This window comes from Clostridium sp. 10cd* (assembly GCF_044336395.1).
Taxonomy (GTDB): Bacteria; Bacillota_I; Bacilli_A; order Erysipelotrichales; family Erysipelotrichaceae; genus Clostridium_AQ; species Clostridium_AQ innocuum.
The window spans coordinates 2,090,842-2,112,082 of record NZ_CP172347.1; the positions used below are offsets into that span (position 1 = coordinate 2,090,842).

Annotated in this window: 34 protein-coding genes; 32 read left to right on the forward strand and 2 right to left on the reverse strand. The window is 40.7% G+C overall.

The window, feature by feature from the left end; translation table 11 throughout:
- Window positions 1-225: 225 nt before the first annotated feature.
- Entirely contained in the window at window positions 226-414 is a 189-nt protein-coding gene (locus tag ACG3M1_RS10270; RefSeq protein WP_217793639.1) for a hypothetical protein, read from the reverse strand.
- Between the two features lie 409 nt (window positions 415-823).
- The gene (locus ACG3M1_RS10275; RefSeq protein WP_217793636.1) at window positions 824-1,321 is read right to left on the reverse strand and encodes a helix-turn-helix domain-containing protein; all 498 of its coding nucleotides are present in this window, start codon (window positions 1,319-1,321) and stop codon (window positions 824-826) included.
- Between the two features lie 156 nt (window positions 1,322-1,477).
- On the opposite strand from ACG3M1_RS10275, the gene ACG3M1_RS10280 reads away from it, so the two are divergent.
- The 32 genes from ACG3M1_RS10280 to ACG3M1_RS10435 all read left to right on the forward strand — a co-directional run bounded on the left by ACG3M1_RS10280 (window position 1,478) and on the right by ACG3M1_RS10435 (window position 21,081).
- Window positions 1,478-1,714, forward strand: a complete 237-nt coding sequence (locus tag ACG3M1_RS10280) for a helix-turn-helix transcriptional regulator (RefSeq protein WP_217793634.1) — start codon at window positions 1,478-1,480, stop codon at window positions 1,712-1,714.
- Complete coding sequence (locus ACG3M1_RS10285; protein ID WP_217793632.1) at window positions 1,689-2,366, forward strand: helix-turn-helix domain-containing protein; 678 nt, start codon at window positions 1,689-1,691, stop codon at window positions 2,364-2,366. Before ACG3M1_RS10280 ends, ACG3M1_RS10285 begins: the two co-directional genes overlap by 26 nt.
- Window positions 2,353-2,604, forward strand: a complete 252-nt coding sequence (locus ACG3M1_RS10290) for a hypothetical protein (protein ID WP_217793630.1) — start codon at window positions 2,353-2,355, stop codon at window positions 2,602-2,604. The genes ACG3M1_RS10285 and ACG3M1_RS10290 overlap by 14 nt, the downstream gene beginning before the upstream one ends.
- A gap of 86 nt (window positions 2,605-2,690) precedes the next feature.
- Complete coding sequence (locus tag ACG3M1_RS10295; protein ID WP_217793627.1) at window positions 2,691-4,625, forward strand: Mu transposase C-terminal domain-containing protein; 1,935 nt, start codon at window positions 2,691-2,693, stop codon at window positions 4,623-4,625.
- Window positions 4,618-5,571, forward strand: a complete 954-nt coding sequence (locus ACG3M1_RS10300; protein WP_217793624.1) for an AAA family ATPase — start codon at window positions 4,618-4,620, stop codon at window positions 5,569-5,571. The genes ACG3M1_RS10295 and ACG3M1_RS10300 overlap by 8 nt, the downstream gene beginning before the upstream one ends.
- A gap of 93 nt (window positions 5,572-5,664) precedes the next feature.
- A complete protein-coding gene (locus tag ACG3M1_RS10305) occupies window positions 5,665-5,829 on the forward strand; it encodes a hypothetical protein (RefSeq protein WP_217793621.1) in 165 nt (54 codons plus the stop codon).
- A gap of 2 nt (window positions 5,830-5,831) precedes the next feature.
- On the forward strand, window positions 5,832-6,182 hold the full coding sequence (locus tag ACG3M1_RS10310) for a hypothetical protein (RefSeq protein ID WP_217793619.1): 351 nt from the start codon (window positions 5,832-5,834) through the stop codon (window positions 6,180-6,182).
- A 269-nt stretch (window positions 6,183-6,451) separates the two neighbouring features.
- Window positions 6,452-6,961, forward strand: coding sequence for a 3D domain-containing protein (locus ACG3M1_RS10315; protein WP_142419948.1), 510 nt, complete (start codon window positions 6,452-6,454; stop codon window positions 6,959-6,961).
- Window positions 6,954-7,181, forward strand: coding sequence for a hypothetical protein (locus ACG3M1_RS10320; RefSeq protein WP_142419947.1), 228 nt, complete (start codon window positions 6,954-6,956; stop codon window positions 7,179-7,181). The genes ACG3M1_RS10315 and ACG3M1_RS10320 overlap by 8 nt, the downstream gene beginning before the upstream one ends.
- A 55-nt stretch (window positions 7,182-7,236) precedes the next feature.
- Window positions 7,237-7,428: a hypothetical protein gene (locus ACG3M1_RS10325; protein WP_142419946.1), complete on the forward strand. Its 192-nt coding sequence runs from the start codon at window positions 7,237-7,239 to the stop codon at window positions 7,426-7,428.
- Window positions 7,429-7,505: 77 nt separating this feature from the next.
- Window positions 7,506-7,760 (forward strand): AbrB/MazE/SpoVT family DNA-binding domain-containing protein, encoded by a 255-nt coding sequence (locus ACG3M1_RS10330; RefSeq protein WP_395815380.1) that lies wholly within the window; start codon window positions 7,506-7,508, stop codon window positions 7,758-7,760.
- The gene (locus ACG3M1_RS10335; RefSeq protein WP_242409300.1) at window positions 7,747-8,388 is read left to right on the forward strand and encodes a hypothetical protein; all 642 of its coding nucleotides are present in this window, start codon (window positions 7,747-7,749) and stop codon (window positions 8,386-8,388) included. Before ACG3M1_RS10330 ends, ACG3M1_RS10335 begins: the two co-directional genes overlap by 14 nt.
- A 14-nt stretch (window positions 8,389-8,402) precedes the next feature.
- Entirely contained in the window at window positions 8,403-8,852 is a 450-nt protein-coding gene (locus tag ACG3M1_RS10340; RefSeq protein ID WP_217793736.1) for a regulatory protein GemA, read from the forward strand.
- The gene (locus ACG3M1_RS10345; protein WP_217793735.1) at window positions 8,852-9,175 is read left to right on the forward strand and encodes a Mor transcription activator family protein; all 324 of its coding nucleotides are present in this window, start codon (window positions 8,852-8,854) and stop codon (window positions 9,173-9,175) included. Before ACG3M1_RS10340 ends, ACG3M1_RS10345 begins: the two co-directional genes overlap by 1 nt.
- A gap of 98 nt (window positions 9,176-9,273) precedes the next feature.
- Window positions 9,274-9,603, forward strand: a complete 330-nt coding sequence (locus ACG3M1_RS10350; protein WP_217793733.1) for a hypothetical protein — start codon at window positions 9,274-9,276, stop codon at window positions 9,601-9,603.
- Window positions 9,604-9,607: 4 nt separating this feature from the next.
- Complete coding sequence (locus tag ACG3M1_RS10355) at window positions 9,608-9,946, forward strand: hypothetical protein (protein WP_217793731.1); 339 nt, start codon at window positions 9,608-9,610, stop codon at window positions 9,944-9,946.
- 3 nt (window positions 9,947-9,949) lie between these two features.
- A complete protein-coding gene (locus ACG3M1_RS10360) occupies window positions 9,950-10,486 on the forward strand; it encodes a phage protein Gp27 family protein (RefSeq protein WP_217793729.1) in 537 nt (178 codons plus the stop codon).
- A gap of 19 nt (window positions 10,487-10,505) precedes the next feature.
- Window positions 10,506-11,054 (forward strand): transcription termination/antitermination NusG family protein, encoded by a 549-nt coding sequence (locus ACG3M1_RS10365; RefSeq protein ID WP_181952848.1) that lies wholly within the window; start codon window positions 10,506-10,508, stop codon window positions 11,052-11,054.
- Window positions 11,055-11,192: 138 nt separating this feature from the next.
- Window positions 11,193-13,016, forward strand: a complete 1,824-nt coding sequence (gene terL / locus ACG3M1_RS10370) for a phage terminase large subunit (protein WP_217752598.1) — start codon at window positions 11,193-11,195, stop codon at window positions 13,014-13,016.
- Window positions 13,017-13,162: 146 nt separating this feature from the next.
- Window positions 13,163-14,518: a phage portal protein gene (locus tag ACG3M1_RS10375; protein ID WP_142419936.1), complete on the forward strand. Its 1,356-nt coding sequence runs from the start codon at window positions 13,163-13,165 to the stop codon at window positions 14,516-14,518.
- Window positions 14,508-15,509: a minor capsid protein gene (locus ACG3M1_RS10380; RefSeq protein ID WP_187349705.1), complete on the forward strand. Its 1,002-nt coding sequence runs from the start codon at window positions 14,508-14,510 to the stop codon at window positions 15,507-15,509. Before ACG3M1_RS10375 ends, ACG3M1_RS10380 begins: the two co-directional genes overlap by 11 nt.
- Window positions 15,510-15,520: 11 nt before the next feature.
- Window positions 15,521-16,144, forward strand: a complete 624-nt coding sequence (locus ACG3M1_RS10385; protein WP_142419934.1) for a capsid assembly scaffolding protein Gp46 family protein — start codon at window positions 15,521-15,523, stop codon at window positions 16,142-16,144.
- 3 nt (window positions 16,145-16,147) lie between these two features.
- Window positions 16,148-17,110, forward strand: coding sequence for a hypothetical protein (locus ACG3M1_RS10390; RefSeq protein WP_142419933.1), 963 nt, complete (start codon window positions 16,148-16,150; stop codon window positions 17,108-17,110).
- 10 nt (window positions 17,111-17,120) lie between these two features.
- Complete coding sequence (locus ACG3M1_RS10395; RefSeq protein ID WP_142419932.1) at window positions 17,121-17,438, forward strand: hypothetical protein; 318 nt, start codon at window positions 17,121-17,123, stop codon at window positions 17,436-17,438.
- Window positions 17,410-17,781: a translation initiation factor 2 gene (locus tag ACG3M1_RS10400; protein ID WP_142419931.1), complete on the forward strand. Its 372-nt coding sequence runs from the start codon at window positions 17,410-17,412 to the stop codon at window positions 17,779-17,781. The genes ACG3M1_RS10395 and ACG3M1_RS10400 overlap by 29 nt, the downstream gene beginning before the upstream one ends.
- Window positions 17,774-18,133, forward strand: coding sequence for a hypothetical protein (locus ACG3M1_RS10405; RefSeq protein ID WP_142419930.1), 360 nt, complete (start codon window positions 17,774-17,776; stop codon window positions 18,131-18,133). The genes ACG3M1_RS10400 and ACG3M1_RS10405 overlap by 8 nt, the downstream gene beginning before the upstream one ends.
- A 14-nt stretch (window positions 18,134-18,147) precedes the next feature.
- Window positions 18,148-18,528, forward strand: coding sequence for an HK97 gp10 family phage protein (locus ACG3M1_RS10410; RefSeq protein WP_217752597.1), 381 nt, complete (start codon window positions 18,148-18,150; stop codon window positions 18,526-18,528).
- Window positions 18,529-18,541: 13 nt separating this feature from the next.
- Complete coding sequence (locus ACG3M1_RS10415) at window positions 18,542-18,985, forward strand: phage tail terminator family protein (RefSeq protein WP_395815383.1); 444 nt, start codon at window positions 18,542-18,544, stop codon at window positions 18,983-18,985.
- A 16-nt stretch (window positions 18,986-19,001) separates the two neighbouring features.
- The gene (locus tag ACG3M1_RS10420; protein ID WP_395815386.1) at window positions 19,002-20,066 is read left to right on the forward strand and encodes a phage tail sheath subtilisin-like domain-containing protein; all 1,065 of its coding nucleotides are present in this window, start codon (window positions 19,002-19,004) and stop codon (window positions 20,064-20,066) included.
- Between the two features lie 11 nt (window positions 20,067-20,077).
- A complete protein-coding gene (locus tag ACG3M1_RS10425) occupies window positions 20,078-20,230 on the forward strand; it encodes a hypothetical protein (RefSeq protein ID WP_217793750.1) in 153 nt (50 codons plus the stop codon).
- A 3-nt stretch (window positions 20,231-20,233) separates the two neighbouring features.
- Window positions 20,234-20,671 carry a phage tail tube protein gene (locus ACG3M1_RS10430; protein WP_217793748.1) on the forward strand — a complete coding sequence of 146 codons (438 nt, stop codon included), beginning with the start codon at window positions 20,234-20,236 and terminating at the stop codon, window positions 20,669-20,671.
- Between the two features lie 2 nt (window positions 20,672-20,673).
- Window positions 20,674-21,081: a hypothetical protein gene (locus tag ACG3M1_RS10435; protein WP_154410966.1), complete on the forward strand. Its 408-nt coding sequence runs from the start codon at window positions 20,674-20,676 to the stop codon at window positions 21,079-21,081.
- Window positions 21,082-21,241 lie beyond the last annotated feature (160 nt).

Genomic DNA, 21,241 nt, shown 5'->3' on the forward strand with positions numbered 1-21,241 from the left:
TTAAGAAATATAGTAAAATTGAGCTAAAAGCCTTTATTTATAGGGGTTTAAACGATTTTGCTGTAAGCATTTAAATTTTAAACGTATAAAAAATCCGTATGTCTTTATTCTATCACTTTTTAAGATTCAGCCGTAACTTTAGCCGTAACCGCAAAAAAGCCTTTATTTAAAGGCTTTTCCGGAGTTTTATGAAATCATGTGGTTACGGCTGTTTCTGATGGGTTTTTAGGGTTTTTTTAATGAATTAGCTTTGTCAATAATCACCTGCATAGCATCCATCAGAACAGGTGTCTGATCTACATTTAAGGTTTTGCAAGCCTGCTTGAATTGAGACAAAAACTCTTTATCAAAACTACATCCCAATTTAGCTTTATTTTCTTTAATATATTTTTTTTGCGGATCCAGTGAACTCATTGTTTATCCCTCTTTCTTTTTAATATCAGTATATTGAACATCAGTGCAACAATTAAGAAAATTATAATTGCATAATCAATATCACCCAGATCTGATAGATCAGTAGAAGTAAGATAGCAGATGGTAATGAAAATTGTGAAGATTAGATAATAGATATTTCTCTTCATGTTTTTGTTGAAGTGTGCTAGAATAATATTGAGGAAGGGAGAAGTTAATCTCCCTTGCCAGCATCTCGATGATGCCAGTTATATATCGCCAGGCAAGCGTTGAATATAACTGTTATCAATTCGAGTGCTTTTTTTATTATTTCCGCATCCACTTTACTCTCCTTTCCACCAAGGTCTTACCTTGATTACATATATATTATACCATATAGGTACCTATATGTCAAGCGATATAAGAAAAGATCCTATTTATTTAGGATCCTTTTTTTTGTTCCTCCATTTTTCCTACTTTCTGAGTATCTATTTACATTACTATTCAAATTATGAATACTTCCAGCAACCAGATCCAGTATCATGGTTTTATTATTTGGATCTGATATTTTCAATATACTTTTTATTTCCACCCATATATTAAATAGCAACTCTCTATTCTCCTCAGGTTCATCCTTTGCAAGCTTTAATATGTTATTCATTAAAGGAACAAGCATATCGTCTATTTCATTCATAATCTCTGGATCCTCATGCTTCATCATAGGCTCTTTATTTTCAATTTCACCTCTTAAATATGCACCTGATACATTGAAAAAGTTTTCAAGCAATACTAATACTTTAGAATTTGGTTCCCTTCTACCTGATTCATAACTCTTTATCGCAACGAGAGATAACCCTAGTGATTTTGCTAGCTCTGCTTGTGTTAAACCTGCATTTGTCCGTAGTTCTTTTATTACATCCTTTATTTCCATAATGTCCTCCTACCTATGAGGTTATTTTAGCATATATCCTATATTAGGTATACGCTTGTATATCATATTTTGAAAATAATTATTGACAGTTTCCATATGGAAACCTATAATATAGGTGTAGATGGTATACATACGTAACCCAGAAAGGAGATATAAATGTTAATTCCATTAAGAGAAGAGATAAGAAAAAGGAGAATCGAAAAAGAACTGACGATGAGTGCATTATCAAAAAAGGCGAATTTGCCTAATAATGCATTATATCGAATAGAAAAGGGAAACTTCAAATATGTTTTTCCTATACGTGCCATTGCTATTGCTAATGCTTTAGATTGTGATATTTCAGATATATTTATGGAGGTCAAAAATCATGACAACAATATCAGAAAGAATTAGATTTCTTAGAAAAGAAAAGACCTTAACACAAAAGCAGCTCGGAGAAAAGCTAGGGATACCGTGGAGAACTATAATGAACTGGGAAAGAGGGCAAAGAGAGCCTAACTCAAAAGCTATGGCAGCTTTAGAAGATTTCTTTCAGGTTTCCGGGAAATATCTTCGTGGTGAAACGGATGTAAGAATGGCCTCTGAAGTTAAACAAATAAATAAGTATAAAACTTCTGCAAATCAAGAAATAGCAAAGAGAATAAAACTTTTGAGAAAAGAACTCAACTTAACTCAAAGACAAATGAGTGAAAAAAGTGATATTAACTATATCTCTATTGTGAATTATGAAAATGGATGCCGTGAACCAAACTCAAAAGCAATGGTAAAGCTTGAAAATTTCTTCCACGTTTCTGGGGCTTATCTCCGTGGTGAAACGGATGACCGAATGCCTTTAATATCAGAGAAACCTTCAAACAATAAGCAGTTCACTCCATCTGAAATAGATTTGCTCTATGCCCTTGTACATAAAGAAATCTTGTGTACTGAAAATTCAGCAGATATTTATGATTTGAGCAGTGAGTACAATCAGAAGGTAAAGAGAGAATTGCTAAAGCTTACAGTTAAATTGATTGAAATGAAAGAGTACGGAAATGAAAGAGTATAGTGCTGATGAACGGGAAGAGATAACCTTCTGGATCAAAATACTGAGGGACTGGAGTGTTGCCAGAACACAGCAGTTTTATGTACCTAAAGGTGAATTTGATAAAAGTTATGCTGCTATGCTTACTCTTGTATATCCTGAAATGAAATTTTCTGAGCACATATTGCGCAGAAAATATAATGCTTATAAAAATAACAACTATGACGGCTTATTGAATAAGCGAAGGAAATCGAAGAAATAAGAATGATTATCGGAACCGCCATACTGGCGGTCTTGCAGGGGTAGCCTACTGCAACTGATGAGATAGGCTGAAAGGAGAGGTTATTCATGGTGAAGTTGACCGCACAAGAGGTCGCTGAATTAAAAGGCTGCGGTGAAGCTGCTATAAGAAAAAGTATACGCAATGGAAAAATCAAAGCGCAGAAAATTCTTGATAGTAGAAACAATCAAAGATACATCATAGAACTGGATGATCTTCCTCTTGAATTACAGGATAAATATTATTTGCAGAACTGTGCTTCAAAAGAAATCCACATTAAGGAAGTCAGAAAAAATCTTGATGAATATTCAGCTGATGAGCGGGCAGAGATAACTCTCTGGTTAAAGATATTAGACGATTGGATGCTACAGCGAGCAACCAAAAAATCTGGGAAATCATTAGAGGATTTTGATGCTGGATATGTTAAAGAACTTAAAAACAAGTATCCGGATATGAAGTTTTCCAGACAGATCCTATATCGAAAGAAGAATGCGTATAAAGACGGTGATCTTGACGGATTGCTGGATAATCGGGGTAAGTCAAAAAAAGGATATAGCAAGATCAATGAAGAGGTATGGAAAACATTCTGCTCATTTTACTTTAATGAGAATAAACCATCCATACAGGCAGCTTATGATTATACCATAGCATGGCTGAATCAGAATAACCCAGATTTAGTAAAAAACATTCCTGATTACACCACTTTTACGAGAAAGGTTAAAAGGATACCAGTCGGTACTCTTACATTGGCTCGTGAAGGTGAAAAGGCATACGATGATAAATGCGCACCATATATACGGCGAACCTATGATGATTTGAAGCCTAATGATATCTGGATTGCAGATAACCACACGTTTGATGTCATGTGTCAGGATGCCGAGGGCAATCTATTCCGACTATATCTAACAGCATTCCTTGATGCTAGATCGGGTATCTTCACCGGATATCATGTTACTACCTCACCAAGCTCCTACGCAACGGTTATTGCGCTGCGTAAGGGCATTACACAGTACGGTATACCGAAAGAGGTCTATCTGGATAATGGTCGAGAGTTCCTGACCTTTGATCTTGGCGGTTTGGGACATAGGAGAAAACGCAAGGATGATCGCTTTGACCCGGCACCTATCTTCCAGCGTTTAGGAATCAAGATGACCAACGCCCTTGTACGTAATGCAAAGGCTAAGATCATTGAGCGCCGATTTTTGGATGTGAAGAACCGATTATCAAAGCTTTTTGAAAGCTATACGGGCGGTACGGTAGTTGAAAAACCGGAGAAGCTTAAAAAGGTGCTGAAGGAAGGAAACGCAGCACTTGATGAAAGCTTTGTTAAACAAGTGGGTGATCTGCTAGAAGGATACTTTAATTTTCAGCCCTATAATGGCGGCGTAAAAGCAGATAAAGGAAAACGAAAGATTGATGTTTACAATGAGTATATGGCTGAGACAGCAAAGCGTGTAGCTACGAAGGATGATCTGAATTTGATGCTCATGAGATCTACAAGGGCGCAAAAGGTCACAAGGCGTGGTGTACACGTAGATATCAGCGGTGTACGTATTGATTACTGGGACTACAGCCTATTACAGAATATGCTTGGTGAACAGGTCTTCCTGAGATACGATCCCGACGATCTGACGGAAGTCAGAGTATACAACCTGGATGATAGATACATCATGAGTGTTCCAACGGATAATATGACTATCTTGAAATACGGTGCAAATGTTGAGGATGTCAAGCGTGCGATGGCTGAAACCAGAAAAGGTAAAAAGTTGGAGAAGGAACGCATGAGATCAATGATCAATGCTGAAATCAGTAACAAGACGGCACTGGAAATCACATTGTCACAAGCGAAAAATAATCTGGAGGAAACACTGGATAAACCAGAATACGATATTAAGCTACAAACAGCAAAGGAAACACCATTGCTACATAAGGTTGAATTAAGCAATATAGACCGTATGCTGAAGAATGCGGAAGAACATAAGGGAGGACATGACAATGTATAGCAAAGAATTACAGGAAAGATTAGAAAGATTTTTGAATGAGAGTAAGACCAGCCAGGCAAAGGCTGCTCCTCAGATTGGGATAAGCCCTACTGCGTTATCTCAATACAGGAACAGTAATTATGATGGTGGTAATATCAAGAATGTTGAAAAGAAAATCCTTGCATGGCTGAATCGACAGGAAGAGGCTATGCAGAACAATGAGCGCAAGCGAGTGTACAAGCCGATAAAAAACGGTTATGTACCGACATCGGTGTCAGAGGATATCTACAAGCGCATCAAATACTGCCAGGTCGAGAAAGGTATGATCATTCTGCATGGCGATGCTGGAATCGGTAAGACAAAGGCGGCGGAAAAATACGCTCTCGACAATCCGGAAAGTACAGTATATATCCAGTGCGCCCCAAGCACCGGGGGGCTTGGAAACACGCTGAAGATCATTGCTAGTGCGCTGGGGGTGTCAGAATCCAGTAACCGATACATAACAAGCAATCATATCAAAAAGGCTCTTATAGACAGCGATAAGACGCTGATACTTGACGAGGCACAGCATCTTAAAATGATGGCGCTTGAAGAAATCCGTACTATCAGTGATCCTGATGACCTGCTGGGAGTACCTGGATGCAGTATTGTGTTGATTGGTAACACAGAGATTTACAACAAAATGCTGGGACGCAAAAGCGCATCCTTTGCACAGCTGTTTAGTCGTATCAAAATGCACAAAGCATATCAGACAAGTAATCTAAAAATGTCGGACATTGAAATGACATTTGAATATCTGAAGGAACATGGTATGAAAAAGGAAATCGAATTTTTATACACGATCACTAAGTCAAAGTGGGGGCTGCGTGGTGCTGTGAATGTCTATAACAATGCAGTCAATAACGATGATGTCAGCTTTAGAGGGCTTTATGGTATGGCAACAGAAATGGGAATCGGTGTCTTATGATCAGTAAGCTTGATGTAGTCTTGCTAGTAATCAATATCGTGTACTTGCTGATCAATCTATTCATCATGATTAGAAGATGGGAGGATGAACTTAATGAAAGAAGTGAAGATCTATGGTGACCTTTATGGTGAAGTTGTAGAAAGAACCGCCTACAGTCAGAGAATGGGATACCTAATCATCCAGCAGATGCACAAGGATCATTGCAGTAATATCCGGTATTCTTTTGCCGAAATGGACGCACTGCCGAAAGGAGCATGAATATGACCAAGAAAGAACGGAAAGAACTAGCGAAGGTTAAAAAGAGGTTGCAGGCAGAGGGGGTGCTACCACCAGATAAGCCCAGACTTAATCGTAAGAAGTTTGCAAGAGAAGTAAATGAAGAATGGGAGGAATTAGAAATCGGGGGTATTACAGATATTAGCTTGATTTTAAATGTCTTAGCTATGATGACAAGATCAGGTGAGTATGGAGGAATCACAAGTGAGGATATAGGTATACTGAAGCTAAAAAAATGTGTTGTTGAAATCAAAAAGGCAATGCAAGTAGAACAAAGAGGATGTTTCACAGTCGGCGAATTATACAAGATATGTGAGGAAGTATGGAAACTATAGGAGGCTACCATGAAGTGTAAGACATGTAAGGATAAAAAGTATTGTGTAAATTGGTGTTTTGGTTTTAATTACGAACCATCTTTATATCAGCTGATTAAAGAAAAGCTGAAGAATAGCATCATTAAACTATTACATTTATGAGGTGGTGGAACGCCACCCCACTAATGCAGCCGAGGATGGTCGCAAGCCCATGAAAATGCAGAGCGGTGGAAATGTTAAACTAATCGCGATTTGTACGACATTTAAATTAAATTTAAATGGAGGAAGCTATGAAAAAGAAATGGATAACAACTCTAGCCATTATTGATACTGTGTGCTTACTGATCATAGGTGTCATAGAATCAAATAAAACAGAGTTATATGCTACAGCTGAAGAACAGCAACAGACAATCAAGAATCTGAAAACAGAAATCGCTAAGCTCAATTTTGAAATTGAAGAGCGAAAACTGGAAATCCAGCAGGAGCTGCAAACAGAACAGGAGAAACCTCAGGAACGGTGGGTGTCCATTGGAGACTTTAAAATCACCTATTATGGATTAGATATTACCACTACTACCGCGACAGGTAAAACGCCGGAAGTCGGTAAAACCATCGGTGTGGATCCGGAAGTGATACCATATGGATCCACTGTAAAGATTGATGGTGAAGTGTATGAGGCACAGGATACCGGAGCGTATAAAGGTAATCTCATTGATATCTTATGTGAGAGCGAGGCGGTGTCTGCAAAGTTGGGAACACACACCAGTGAAGTGTATATACTGGAGGTGCCACATGACTAAGCAGGAAATCATGAAAGTGATTGCAGCTGATAGAACTTTGAAGCAAGCATACAATACAGAGCCTCTCTTTACTGAACAGATTGATTACCTTGGTGCCAGAGAGCCGATCAGTGCAACAGATCTACTTAAATGTATCAAGCATATGTGCAAACAGTTAGACCGAGCACAGCAAACGATATACGTGCTGTCAGCGAGTGTGCCAATGGAGGGATATGAATAATTACCAGAATTTGGAAAGAAATTAAAACTACAAAAGGTGAATAAAGGAGATAATTATGGTAGATCAAAACGCAAAGTCAAGATGGTTTGTAGTAAAGAACAGCGATATATTTACGGATGGTTGTCGTGTAGAAACAAGCGAGCCTGTAACTGCTAAAGAGATGAAAGAAATCTTTTGTGATATGGGAACTGCAACAGTGTTTGAACCAATCAGCGAGCAAGAGTATAAGGATATGAGCGAGGAATGACCTTGCTCTGCCTTAATGCAGCCGATGCAGGTCACAAGCCCTGGAAATGCAGAGTGAGGTAAGAAAGGAGAACAGGAATGTTATTACAGAAGAAAGTCACAAAAGCCGGGAGTGTCACAATACCGACGCTGATCCGTGAACAGTTGAATATCCCAAAGGGTGCAGCTGTGGAGCTGGAAACAAAAAATGAGGAGCTGATCATCCGCAAGCACATACCGACTTGTGTATGCTGCGGTACTGCTGATCATGTTGTAACTTATGCAGGTCTGGAGATCTGTCAGGATTGTCTGAAGAAAGCAAGGGAGGCTAGTGATAATAATGGAGATAGCTGAGCTGAAGCAGAACGTTGACCGTTTGGCAGCATTGACCATCCAGCAGGAGAAAGTCAAGGCAGAAATGGATCAACTGAAAGCAGCCTTTGAGAAACAGGCTGAAGCTGATCTGAAGGACAGCAAGGAAAAAACAATCGAGTACTGGGGTGAAAATAATGCTAAGGTCGTTGTCCAGAACTCAGAAACAGTGAAGCCAATCGCTATGAGCGTGCTGCGGAATCTGCTTGGTACTGCATATAGTGATTTTGTCAAAGAAGAATCCAAGGCAACACTGAATGCTGAATGTAAGTCATTTTTGACCGCTATGGTGCAAGGAAAGTATATAGAGGATGATCTGATAGCTGTAATCGGTAAGATCACAAGCGATGCAAAAGAGCAGCAGCTATTGCTTAAGAAGCTGAAAGGAAAATACCGATCAGATAAAAAGACAATCATGAAGGTGACTGGGCTGGATCCAGAAAGTGCAAACGATTATGCCTATCTGGTGGAAGAGGTCTATGCGTACAAAACAATCAAGCAAATTCTAGAAGCTGCCAAATTTGCCGGGACGTTTGAAGATGCTGTGGAGAAAGTAAAGGCATCCGTGATTGTGGACGAAGGAATCAAGGTAACGGTAGAAAAAGAGTAAAGGAGGAACCGGGGATGAAAGCTATCGAATCATGGCAAAAAAGAAAAATCTATGCAATCGCAAATGCTCTGGGATATACGGCAAAAACTGAGGAAACAGACATCCTGCACCTTATCATGGAGGACATGACAGGAAAGCAGTCAGTGACAAAGCTGACATATGATGATGCAAACAAGCTTATAGATTATCTTGTGCGACAGCAGACATCCCTGGATAAATCCGATAATGTAAGTAAGGGACAGCAGAAAAAGATCTGGGCGCTCATGTATGAGCTGAAGGACTGTGATCTGGTTGTCAACCCGGCTCCTATCGGTGAGCGACTTGCAGGTATCATCACAAGACAATTCGGTGTTCGATCCACACCGAAAAGGCTCTTCACTTATCTTGACTATGCGAATGGAGAAAAGTTGATCGAGATTTTGAAGCACTATATCGACAACGCTGAAAGGAAGAGGATGAGCTAATGAATGATGTACTGGATGAAATTACTATGGAGGATCTGAATGAAGAACAAAGGTCACTTGCAGAACTTCTGGGATTGTCAAAATATAAGGATCTGGTGAGATTTTATGGAGGAACATCTGTCTATATCCCTAAAGCAGACAATATCAAAATACTAAAGCGAAATGAACAGATTATTGAAGACTTCAATGGATACAATTTCAGGACTTTAGCATTGCGGTATAATTTGACAGAACGTCAGATAAGAAGTATAGTAAAAGATGTAACCGAGGAAAAAAAGAACGCTCCAGTAGAGGGGCAGCTTACTTTTGCGGATATAGTTTAGAAATTGAATTGTGAAGCCTTTCAGTGAAGGGCTTCATTTTTTTTTGTCTTTTAAAGCTGATATGATTATGCCAACGACAAGGGACGGAGGCTTTAAGCATGATAGAGAAAATTGAGTTCTGGGCTTTTACGGCGGTGATGGGCGTAATCTCTTATTTCCTGAAAAGAACAATGGTAAGGGTTGATAAGTCGGAAGATGGGCTGCATGAGATCAGGGAGACATTTGCTAAAAAGGATGATGTTGAGGAGATTAAAAAGAATTACACTACCAGAACAGACTTCAACAAAGTGATAGAGGAAATTCATGGAGATCTTAAAGCACTGAACAAAAGTAGCATTACAAGAGAGGAATATCTGAGCGGTCAGCGTGATCTATCTAAAAAGATTGATAGAGTAACTGAGTTATTGCTTGAAAAAAACGGAAGGTGAAATCATGGACAACAAAGAACTGAAGCGTAAACTGGAAGCTGGTAACTTCGTAAGGAACAATGGAAAAGTATTAAGAACTATCAATATCCTTCGTCACAAATACAATGAACTGCTAAGCGTTGAATGTGTGCTGAAGGATGAAGGTATCGAACAATGGGAATATCTGGATTGTATCAACTTTCTGAGTATGGAGGGCTATATCCGGATGAGACGTATTTCTGATCAGGAGGAAATCGAGGAGCTGTCACAAGATAACGATTACAGAAAGCTAGAGGCTAAGCTGACACCGAAGGGAATCCGATTGCTTGCTGGGGGCATTGAAGACAATATGATTGAGGTCTGATCAATGGCTGCGAGAAGGAAGCACAGCAAGATTGATGGACTTGATCAGAAATTAAAAGACACGGTAGAGGCTATGCTGCTCAGTGGCAGTACGTACCGGGAGGTAGTTGAGTATCTGGCAGAAAATGATGTACCGATATCTACAGCCGCTGTATGCAGACATGCACAAAACTTAAATGCAAGCGTAAAGGAGCTTAACATCGCTCAGGAAAACTTTAGGAAAATGATGGAGGAAATGGAGAAGTATCCAGATCTGGACACAACGGAAGCAATAATCCGATTGACCTCCAGTAATCTATTTCAACGCATTGCAAACACAGAAGAGGCAGACTGGGAGCGTGTAAAGCTGGATAAAGTCTTAAAGGAATCAACCTCACTCATTAGAGCTGCTGCATACAAGAAGCAGATCGACATAAAAAATCAGGAAGTCCTGGACAGTGCGGTAGATGAAATGAAGAGTGATATCTTTGCTGCAATGGCAAAAGAGGAGCCGGAGCTGTATGCAGCTGTTGCAAAATACCTTAATCAGAAGAAAAACTAAAGAGAGGATGGTGCAGCATATGAAATGGTATGTACTGTATGTAATGACTGGGAAAGAGTTAGAGATTGCGGCAACCCTGAACAAGCTGCACCTCCATGCTCTTGTGCCTACAATGACTAAAATCATTAGGTCAGGCGGAACATGGAACGAGAAAGAAGCAGTGATATTTGAATCGTATGTGTTCCTGGAGTGCGATTTTTGCGCTAAGACTTGGTATAAGGTCGCAAACATCCCCGGTGTGATCCGGTGGCTGGGAGACAAGAAGGAACCATCTACACTTACCTATCTGGAAGCTGAGTGGATCCGGTTGCTTGGGAATGAAGGGAAAGCAATCGCACCAGCAGAAATCAGCGTGAAGGATGGTAAGTATGAAATAGCATCCGGAGTACTAAAAATGTTTAAGCATCATATTACAACTTTTAAAAAAAGACAGAAGACAGTTACAGTGTCCATACCGATCTGTGGAGAGGCAAAGGAAATCACACTGTATGCAAATTACAATGAAAATGAAACTGGTGAAACAGGTGTGGTTGATTCGTCCCCTCCTAATGCAGCAGCGGATACATAAAAACAGCTAGGTGTGTGTGCCACCAAGGTGGCGAAGCATATCATCAGGAGGTTCATACTTTAGATTACACTCAGATACCGTTTAAATCTTACAGAAAGCCATTTAAATTTGATTTAAGAAAAAAATCCGAGTGTAAGTGTGCCTAAAACAAAACAACGCTTAGAAAGCCTTAAAATGGCTTTTTTTATTGGGAAGAAGGTGTGGTATTTGAAAAGAAGGAAAAAGGATAGCCTGGCATCGCTTAAGGATGCCATACAGGAAACAGAACGGCAACGATTTGACAGTGAAGAGGATCGTGACAGTAAGGAGGCATTTAAACATTTAAATGCTCTTTTACAAGACTTTCTGTATTTAAACGATGAACCTGAACGGTTGTGTTTAAGAACTGAATATGAACAAGGCTGCTCACTTACTGGTGACAACGGTATCCGGAAGAGGCTTGCTGCTATTGATTTGGAGTTTTTCGGGCGAGCATACTTCCCTCATTACTTTGTGAGATCTTCCCCTGAGTTTCACCGGGATTTGGATAAGATCTGGACGGATGGGGTATTGAAAAGAAAGAATCCGCTAAAGGAAAAGCGAAAGATCTCCCGCATGGATGGATCCAGAAGAGTGGTGGCAGCTCCCCGTGGTCATGCAAAGTCTACAACGCTGACATTCAAGGGTACTCTTCATTCTGTGTTATACGAGTATAAACATTATCCTATCATCCTATCTGATTCATCAGATCAGGCTGAAGGATTCTTGGATTCTATTCGTTCCGAACTGGAAGAAAATGAAATGATTATTGAGGATTTTGGTCATTTAGAGGGCAGAGTTTGGAAAAGTAATGTCTTGCTAACGAAAACGAATATCAAAATAGAAGCCATTGGATCAGGTAAAAAAATCCGTGGTCGTAAGCATAAAAACTGGCGTCCGGATCTCATAGTTTTAGATGATATCGAAAACGACGAAAATGTGCGAACCATCGAACAGCGTAACAAACTATCAAACTGGTTTAAAAAAGCAGTATCCAGAGCTGGAGACAGCTACACAGATATTATCTACATTGGTACACTGCTGCATTACGATAGCTTACTGGCAAATACGTTAAAGAATCCAAGCTACAAGGCAATCAAATACAAAGCTGTGCTGTCCTGGTCATCCTCATCGCTATGGGATGAGTGGGAAAAGAGATACACGGATCTGGATAACGAAAACCATGAAGCAGATGCTCTTGCTTTTTATAAAGCCCATGAGGCAGAAATGCTTGAGGGCACAGAAGTGCTATGGAAGGAGAAAAACAGCTATTATGATCTGATGGTCATTAAGATCACAGATGGTGATGCATCGTTTAATAGCGAGCTACAAAATGAGCCTATCAATCCTGATGACTGTTTGTTTAACGAAGAGTGGTTTGATTACTACAATGAGCATGAGCTTGACTTCAGTTCTAAAGACTTTGATTTTTGCGGTGCTGTGGATCCATCTCTGGGTAAAAGTAAAAAATCTGACTACTCAGCGATTATCACTATAGCTAAACACCGTAAGACGGGCTATATGTATGTGATTGATGCGGACATAGAGCGCCGACATCCGGACAGGATCATAAAGGACATATTAGAAAAAGAAATATGGTTAAGGAAGACATTCGGAAAAGGTTACCTGAAATTTGGATGTGAAACAGTACAGTTTCAATGGTTTTTGAAAGAGGAAATTGCGAAAGCTTCCGCTGCTGCGGGGTTGCATCTTCCAATCGAAGAAATCCAGTCAACCGGGGATAAAACACTGCGTGTTGAGAGTATGCAGCCCGATATAAAAAATAAGTATATTAAGTTTAATCAGAGACACAAGCTGCTGCTGGAGCAGCTAAAACAGTTTCCAATGGGGAGCCATGATGATGGGCCGGATGCTCTGGAAATGGCGAGAACGATTGCCAAAAAGAAAGCGAAACGCTTTCGTACCATGGGAATAAGGTTTTAATTTATGGATACAGTCAAATGCTTGAAACTGCTAGCAATGAGCTATTGTATAGTTGCAGCCGAAGTGTGGAAGAGACATCCAATGATAGCGGTTATATTGGGGTTGCTTTATATACATGAATTAGATAAGAAGTAAGGAGGGATGTTATGCCAGTAATCTATATGGAACAAGAGGATGTAAGATCCTTCACTGAAGGAGACATAAGAAAGCTGATCGAGTTGAGCAATCAAAGTATCGGGCGCTATGAAAATCTGGAGAACTATTATGCTGGGAAACATAAAATCCTGGAACATTTTAAAAGTGATCCAAACGTACCGAACAATAAGCTGATCAACAATATGCCCAAGTATATCACAGATACAGCTACAGGATACTTCATGGGGAAGCCTGTCACCTATTCGGCAAAGGATGAATCCTACATGGAGAGCTTGCAACAGATATTTGATTACAATGACGAACAAGACGAAAACAGTGAGTTGGAAAAGAAATGCTCTATCAACGGACATTGTTACGAAATGCTTTATGTTGATATGCAGGGATGGATCCGCTTCTCACTGGTTACACCGGATTCGGCTTTGTTTATCTACGAGGCTTGTTCTGACCATCTGCTTGCTGTCGTCCGTTATATGAAGTCTTACAACGTGCTGACGAACAAAACAACTTATTATGCGGAGTTTTGGACTGACACATTCTGTATGTACTTTCGCAGCGTCAACAGCTATAACTTTGAGCTTATGGATATACGGGATCATTACTGGTCGGATGTTCCTTTTGTCGAGTTTTTAAACAATCAGGAACGCATTGGAGACTTTGAGGGCATTATCACGCTGGTGGATGCATATAACCTAGCGCAAAGTAATACCGCAAACTTTTTTGAGTACAATGATCAAGCTATCTTGACAATCACTAACATGGGCGATGTGACCACGGATGATGTCAAAGACATGAAGGAAAAAGGCACAGTAATTCTGGAAGATCAAGGCTCTATGGGATGGTTGACTAAAGAAGTTAATGACGCTGCACTTGAAAATTACAAGAAACGACTACGCGAAGATATGCACTTTTGGTCATCTGTGCCTAATATGACGGATGAATCTCTAGGCTCTCAGCTGTCAGGGGTTGCTATATCATACAAAATGTGGAATTTTGAGCAGCTGGTTGTCACTAAGGAGCGTAAGTTTAAAAAGGCTTTACAGAGACGGATCGAGCTGATCACAAATATGCTCAACTTCCTGGGGGCTTCTTACGATTATAAATCTGTAAACATGACCTTCCGCCGGAACATGCCTCAAAACGTTTCAGAGATAGCTTCTATGATCTCTATGCTGCGTGGATTTCTTTCTGATAAAACGCTCATGCAGCTTGTGCCAAACGTTGAGGATCCACAAGAAGAACTAGCCCGCCGAGAAGCTGAAGAACAGGATGCTATGAAGAAATATGGTGCAGGAGATTATGGAAACCTGAAGGAAGATCCTGTACTGGAGTCGGATGATGGATCCTAAAAAAGCGCTAGCGGAAAGTGAGAAGATTACTGATGAAGCATGGAAAGAAATCTATCGGGCTTATGAAAATGCAAGGATGCAGCTCCAGAATGAGATTGATGCTCTTGTCGCAAGGTTTGGTGTTGATAACCAGCTAAGCAATGAAGAGGTCAATCAGATCCTGCATGGCAAAGAGTACACGAAATGGCGTATGTCATTGCGTGAGTACCTGAATCAGATCAGGGATGCGCCGGAAGATTCTAGCTTGCTATTGGAGCTAAATGCTTTATCCGCAAAATCACGTATTAGCTTGAAAGAACAGCTACTGGCAGATATAGACAGAGCAATGACAGACATTGCTCTGGAGCAGTGTGATATTACAAAAAAAGCGATCAGCAAGGTGTATGAAACTACATACTACAGGACGGCATATGATGTGCAGCGAGGTACTGGATTCGCTTTTAACTTGGCGAAACTGGATCATGGTGCCATCGAAAAGGTCATTACATACCCGTGGTCAACAAAAGTGTTTTCTAGGGCTATCTGGGATAACCTGGACAAAATGACCGCTACACTCAAAAAAACGCTTGCAGAGGGCTTTGCGAAAGGCGCTGGTGTGCAACGAATGGCTAAGGTGTTAAATGATGAATTTAAGTCAGGTAGGTATGCCGCTGAACGTGTGATTCGTACGGAATCAAAACATTTTCATATGCAAAGTCAGTTAGACAGCTTTCGGGAACTTGGATACGAAGAATACATTTTTCACATGAATGGAACGTGTTCCAGGACAAGGAAAGGCGTTAAAATCTGTGACTGTGAAACAGCTGTTAAAGGCAGTCCTTACCGCATAGAGGATGCAGAACCAGGCATCAATCTGCCTCCAATCCATCCAAATTGTAAATGTTATATCACAGCAAAGCGAAAAATAAATATGTTTGAAAAAAGAGAAGGTATCACACCACTACATGAAAATGTGAAATTTCAACAGTGGAAGAATACATATGTAAAATAGGAGGAAAACAAATGGAAACTGAAGTTATTGAAGAAGTAAAAACAGAACCGACAGCAACAGAGCCACAGGAACCGGAAACAAAAGGCTTTATGCAGGTAATGAAGGAATTTTTCACAGGAGTGAAAGACAAGACGGAACCTGATGAAAAGGATCCTGAAGCGAAAGAAACGGAACCAGCGAAGACGGAGCCTAAAGCACCTGAGCTGAATGTTGAGGAAATGCTGAAGAAAGAACGTGAAAAGTGGGAGGCTGAAAAAGCGGAGGAGGAACGCTTGAAAAAGCTGTCTCCGGAAGAACGTGCGAAAGAGCAGCAAAACAGCTTACAGAAAGAGCTGGAAAACATGAAAGCCGAGTTAAAGGCAAATAAGTTTAAGGATACAGCAATCACCACGCTTACCGGAAAAGGCTATCCGGCATCCCTTGCTGATATTCTGCCATATGGTACATACAAAGAAGCAGCAGACATGGAAAAAGGGCTTGATACACTGACAACGGTGTTTGAAACTGCCCTGAAAGAGGTGCTGCTGTCAAAGGTGAAGCAGGAAACACCAAGAGGGCTGAATGGCAGCAATACCGTTACAGGGGACAGTGTTTTAAAGCAGATTGACAATGCAGTTAAAAAAGGAGGATTTTAAACAATGCCAACAAGAGCTGAAGTAGTAGCACAGTTACAGACATCTCTGGATGATGCAATGATCCAGGGTCTTACATCCGGTTGGATGGATATCAACAAAGATGATGTTAGATACGCAGCAGGAAAAGAGGTTAAAATCCCGGTAATTGGGATGTCAGGACTTGGCGATTATGACCGTACGAAACGGGACGCATATCCGGATGCTAATGTGTCGCTGGAATACCAGACAGTGACCATGACACAGGATAGAGGCACCCGCATCACCGTGGATGCTATGGATCGTGATGAAACACAGGGTTTATTGGATGTGTCAAAATTGATGTCAAAGTTCCAGCGGGAAAAAGTAATTCCGGAGGTGGATGCATACCGATACTCCACTATCGCACAGCATTGTGTAAAAAATGAGCGTGTTGCTTATGGTTATACACCAGATGCAAGTACCTTGCTAACACAGCTTTATCTGGATATCGCTAGAGTACAGGACATTGTTGGTGAGGACACTCCACTGGTGGTGACGATCTCCATGATGGTTGCTGCTATGTTTGACCTTTCCAAAGAACTTGGAAAAAGGTTGGAAACAACGCAATTTACGACTGGTAATGTTAATTTAAAAGTTAAAGCTCTGGATGGTCAGATTCCAATGATTAGAGTAGGATCTGGGCGGATGAAAACTGAATATGAGTTTTTTGACGGACGCACTCCATCGGATGGTGCTGAAAGTAATCCATCACCAGATCAGACGATGGGAGGCTTTAAACCGACAGCGGCTGCTAAGGATATCAACTGGCTAATCACTCCGGTAACCGCTCCTATTGCAATCACACGACAGGATAAAGTACGTATCTTTGATCCAGAAACAAATCAGACCGCAAATGCATGGGCTACTGATTACCGTAGATACCATGATCTATGGCTGAAAAATTCTTCCTTGCCTGCTATTTTTGCGAATATCAGACAGGCTAAGTAGAGGTGTTAATATGAGAAAATATCAGAAAATGGGATGTGTACGCTATGCAGCAAATGATGCAAAGGCAGCGGAGCTGGAGCGTATGGGATATGCAGAGTGTAATCGTGAAGAAGAAAAAGTTATTATTGAGTCTGTACAGGTCAAGCCTGGGACGGACACTGAAGCAGTAACTGAAACATTAACTGAAGCAGTATCTGCTGCTTGCAAAAGTAAGAGCGGATCAAAAAGAAGTCTGGGAAAAAAAGGAAAAGCTGATCCTGAAACTAATTTGGAAGCTCCAGCACCAGGTGGTGATGATGATGGATCAGATCCAACAGATAACAAATGAGGTCAAGGATAATCTTGATCTTTCTTCTACTGATTCCGAGAAAATCGTCTTCAGGTACGTAAAACGTGCGTTAAGCCAAGTAAAAGTGTTTTGTAATCGTACTGATATCCCGATAGAGCTGGAGGATACCATTGCTCAGATCGTGGAGGATATGCTGAGAGCGGACGGTGTTGTTAAACTGGATAATGATATCGCATCAGTATCTCGTGGTAACACCAGCATAAGCTACACCAACAAGCAAGAAGCATACATGAGAACAGTCGATTTTATGAAAGACTATCAGAATATTTTGATCCACTACAGAAAAATGAAGGTGCCGCAGCGGAGGAAAAGCAATGAATGAAATTGATATCCTTGCAGCTACTTATGATCATACCTGTAAGGTGTATCGTGCGCAGATGGTAGACTTGCCGAATGGTGAAACGACTTATCAGGATGGCATAAATGGACAGCTGGTATACGAAAATCTCCCTTGTGCTCTATCCAGCCCCTCAGGCGGTAAGCTCTCGTATAAACAGCCGGAATACCGGATAAGCACAGATTATCTGTTATTCACCCGTCCGGACATAGAAATCATGGAAAATGACTATCTGGTGATCAATCAGTACGGACATGAGGTGATCGCCAGAGCTGGACAGACAGACTATTACCTATCGCACAACGAGGTACATGTTACTTTAGGTAAGACTATATGAGTGGATGCGTATATATGTTCGAGGGATTGGACGAATGGGAAAAAGAGCTTATGGATGTGATTCAGACAGATTTTCCAAAAGAATTTGAGCGTCTGGTGATTGATGTTGCTTCAGAGCTGCATGAACAGGTCACAGGAAGGACACCAGTGGATACTTCCAACTTACAGACAAACTGGAAGATCGGTAAGATCGTAAAAAAAGGTCGTGACTATTACATTCAGGTTTTTAACAATACCGATTATGCTGAACACGTTGAGTTCGGGCACAGGAAGAAAAACAGCGAGGAAATGGTTCCGGGGGCGCACATGATGGAGATATCGCTTGCTGTCCTGGATGCACGGCTTCCGCTGTACCTTCAGGATTGGTTAAGTGTTTTTCTGGATGAACATTTCTAGGAAGGAGAATGCAATGAGCGAATATGAAAAGATAAAAAAAGCGTTGATCCCGGTGATCAAAAGGGTATTACCTGATCATAAAGTGTTTGCGGACGATATCAAAACACTTAATGATGCTATTACAAATCAGCATATCAGTGATTATGTGCATATATCACTTGCTCCGATTACGAATACCAAAGAAGGAAAACTGATCAATCGTAATTATCAGGTAGGTATCATGATACATAACTTTGATGAGACACTTGCGGGTTACCATGATATCGGTGAGAGGTTGGATAAAGCATTTTATCCTGTGCTTCACTTTGATGATCGCTTTATCAGCGTAGGAGATACAACCGCAGCTATAGTGGACTGGAGGCTTCACTATAACTTTAATCTGCAATATACAGATACGTACGAACATGAAGATGAAGAAACACCGTATCTTGATGATTTTGATTTAAATATGAATTGAAGAAAGGAAGGTATCTATGGGATTACCTAGTATAAATATTGAATTTATTGGTAAGGCAAGCAATGCTATTACCAGATCTGCTAGGGGTATCGTAGCGTGCATCATTAAGGATGACACAGAGGGTATCCCGGCAGTACAGACATACAGTACCTTAAACGATGTGGATTTCACGAAAATGTCAGAGGCTAACTACGAATTTATGAAACTTATCTTTGCGGCTAGCCCATATCGTGTGATTGTAGCAGCACAGGCACCAGATGCTGCCGATTATACCGGAGTGCTGAAGACATTAAAGGATTTAAAATGGAATTACCTTACAGTGCCAGGCATTACAAAGGAAGAAACAACATCCATCGTTGCCTGGATCAAAGAGCAGCGGGACAGCAAGCGCAAGACATTTAAAGCGGTACTGCCTGAAGTAGTGGCTGATCACGAGGGTATCATTAACTGTACGATCAGCAATGTTAATACCTCCATATTGGATAAGACGATCAGCTGTGCAGCTTATTGCGCACGTATCACTGGTATCATGGCAGCTGTGCCATTATCACGCAGTACAACTTATTATGATCTGCCGGATATCATATCTGCTGATGTGCCAGAGGATCCTGATGCGGCTATAAACGCTGGTCAGCTGATTGCGGTCTTTGATGGCGAGAAGTACAAAATCGGGCGAGGTGTTAACAGTCTCACCACGATTCCGGAAGGAAAGAGTGAAGAGTTTAAAAAAATCAAAATCATAGAGGGTAAGGATCTGATTTGTGATGATATCACAACTACGCTAGAAAATAACTATATCGGGCGTGTCAGAAACAGCTATGACAAAAAGCAGGAAGTGATTGCGGCGATTAACAATTACTTTCGGACAATCGAGGGCGAAATTTTGGACGAAACGTATGATAACCTGTGTCAGATCGACATAGAGGCACAGAAAAAATACCTCAATGATCACAGTGTGGACACTAGCAAAATGAATGATGTACAGATTGCTGAAGCAAATACCGGCAGCAGCCTTTTCGTATGTTCAAACATTAAACTTGTGGATGCGATGGAAGACTTCATCATGGTTAATTACGTATAGGGGGATAATACATGGAAACTGAACAGATCAATGAATTAAAAAAATTATGCGCACCATTGCTTGAGTATCTGAAAGAAAATTATGATCCGTACACTGCTATTGTTGTTACAGATGGCGATATCAAACTGGTGCGCACAGAAATCAGTATACCAAGGAGGGACTAAGATATGGCGAAATTTAGAGGATACAGAGTTCTCAGCGGGTCTTATGCAGAGGTCTGGATCGATGGAGATCTTATTGCGGAAGCAAAAAAAATCGAGCTTAAGATCAGCTATGAACGTGAAGATATTCAGATTGGTATTGACATGGATTCAAAATTTAAAAGTCAGAAAGGTGAATGGACACTGGAGTTGAACAAGGTGTATTCACGTTTTGAAGATTACCGCCAGAAAATCAATGCAGGCAAGGATAAGCGTCTGCAAATCATCACAAAACTTAAAGATCCGGATGCAACCGGAGGACAAACAGAGCGTTACAGCATCGATAACTGCTGGTTGAACGAATTACCAGTAGTTAGCTATGAGGTCGGCGCACCAGTAACACAGGAAATCAGTGGAGGCTTTACTCCATCGGATATGATCAATTTGGATAAGGTAGGTGCATAAAAATGGGAGCAACAAGTGAAAAAAAGAATCTGTTACAGGAATTTACTGCAAAGGCTGCACAACGCCTGCGTGATAAAAAGCTAGGCAAGACAAAAAAGCTTCATGTGCCATCTATGGATGTTGACATCATCATAAGAGATCTAAAGACACATGAAATCACAGAGGTGCTGGATGTAGAAGATACCATGGAATCAACAAGGTACTGTGCTTATATCGGCATCCTTGAGCCGAATATGCAGCAGCTTGCAAAAGAACTGAAAGCTAGTGGTGATATCTATAAGCCTGTTGATGCAGTTGATATCTTTGAAATGCATGAAGTGAATGAAATTGCTGAAGAAATACTGAAGCTTTCCGGTGTAACAGCTGAGAAAGGTGCTAAAGTCAAAGCGGTTGAAGATTTAAAAAACTGATAGCCCAGGACGGGGATATGCAACTATTGCATTATTACGTCCAGTTGGGCTGGAAGATAGACGACTTTTTAAGAGAGCCATTGATCAATCAGTTATTTTACCGAGCCAGCATGATTACTAGATCTGAAGAAATACAGGAAGCAATGGGAGGGAGTGACTG